2 protein-coding genes are annotated in these 1,588 nt (G+C 40.7%); both read left to right on the forward strand.

From position 1 onward, the window contains the following. Window positions 1-243: 243 nt before the first annotated feature. On the forward strand, window positions 244-939 hold the full coding sequence (locus A3761_RS19945) for an acetyltransferase (RefSeq protein WP_068739666.1): 696 nt from the start codon (window positions 244-246) through the stop codon (window positions 937-939). Window positions 940-957: 18 nt separating this feature from the next. Further along, window positions 958-1,588 (forward strand): class I adenylate-forming enzyme family protein (locus A3761_RS19950; protein WP_156491979.1); only part of this gene is annotated, 631 nt, incomplete at its 3' end.

Here is a 1,588-nt window from a genome sequence, read left to right on the forward strand (position 1 = left end):
CCATCAAAACGCATGGTCAAAAGAAGAAGTGGTAAATATGTTTACGGAGTTTGGGTTTAGCTTAGTATCCACAGATAGAGATGAAATAAAGAAGGATTTTGGTGCACATATTCCTGACTTTGGAGAGATGGAAGACTGGAGCGCATATTACTTGTTCAAGCAAATAGAGGCGTAACCTGTCGGTCGTTAGTGAGTGCAATTTAGTGGGTGTTTTTTTGAGTGACATTGATAATGGAGCATTAGGTGGCGGAAACTGGTTTAAATAAAAAACTCATCATTTATGGCAATGGTCATATGGCTAAAATGATTTTTCAGTTTGTTAAGACCGAATTCGAAGTTGTTGCTTTTACTGTTGACAGGCAGTGTATTGCGGAACCTAATCTATGTGGTCTGCCATTGGTTCCTTTCGATGAGATTGAGCAGAGTTTCTCAACTAAAGATTGTTTTATGTTGATCGCGGTTGGTTATGTTCAAATGAATCAAATTCGAGAAAATAAGTACTTAGAAGCCAAAGATAAAGGTTACAAATTTATCAACTACATTCACCCCTCAGTTGTCATCCATGATGAAATAAGTATAGGAGTGAATAATATTATTCTTGACCATGCTTCGGTACATCCATACTGCGTGATAGGGAATGGCAATTTTATTAGTAGTAATAGCAATATTGGGCATGGTTGTAGCTTGGGTGACAATAACTGGATGAATGCCGGTGTTTCGATTGGCGGTGAAACGAAAGTCGAAGACAAGGTGTTCTTTGGCATTAACTCTGCAGTGGGGCACGGCATAGTGATCAAGGCTGAGTCTTTTATTGGAGGGCATGCTTTGATTAGTCGAGATACTGATATTGGTGGCGTTTACCTTGCAGCAAGTGCGGATAAACATCGCTTAGGTAGTCAAGCATTTCTTAAGTTCTCCAGCGCAATGTCAGCCAACTAATAAAAATGAAATAAGTACATGTCAATAATCCAGAGATTCTACAAGCACGTTTCACAGACGCCGGAAAAGATTGCTGTTATATGTGATGAGCAAACGCTTTCGTATCGTGAATTATCAGATCAAGTTGCTCTGCTATCTGAGGGCTTATCTGACCTAGGGTGTAAGCGTGGTGATCATGTGGCTGTTCTATTACCAAACGGAGTTGAGTTTGCTGTCGTCATGTTAGCGGCGGCTAACATGGGTATTGTACTGGTTCCCAATAATATGACCTTGGGCACGGAAGCTTTGCAGCGCTCAATGCAGGCGGCTGATGTTAAACACGCTATTATTTGGCATGCACTAATACCTGATCTAAAGGGTTTGTTTGAGCAAATATTGAGTGAAGACGCACTTCTAGTATCGGTAGGTGGTGAAAGTCCAGGAACACATGCTTATGCATCTTTAATAAAAACATCGATAGAAAAAAATCCGTTGCAATCACGCAGATCAACTGAAGAGCAGCCCTATATATTGACAATGACCTCAGGGTCTACAGGTGACCCAAAACCGATAGTTCTATCGCAAGAGACAAAGCTGCTTAGGGCTCAAGCAGCTATAGGTTTATATAATATAACATCTGAAGACCTTACTTTGATCGCAACGCCTATGT

The sequence above is a fragment of the Oleiphilus sp. HI0123 genome (assembly GCF_001635315.1).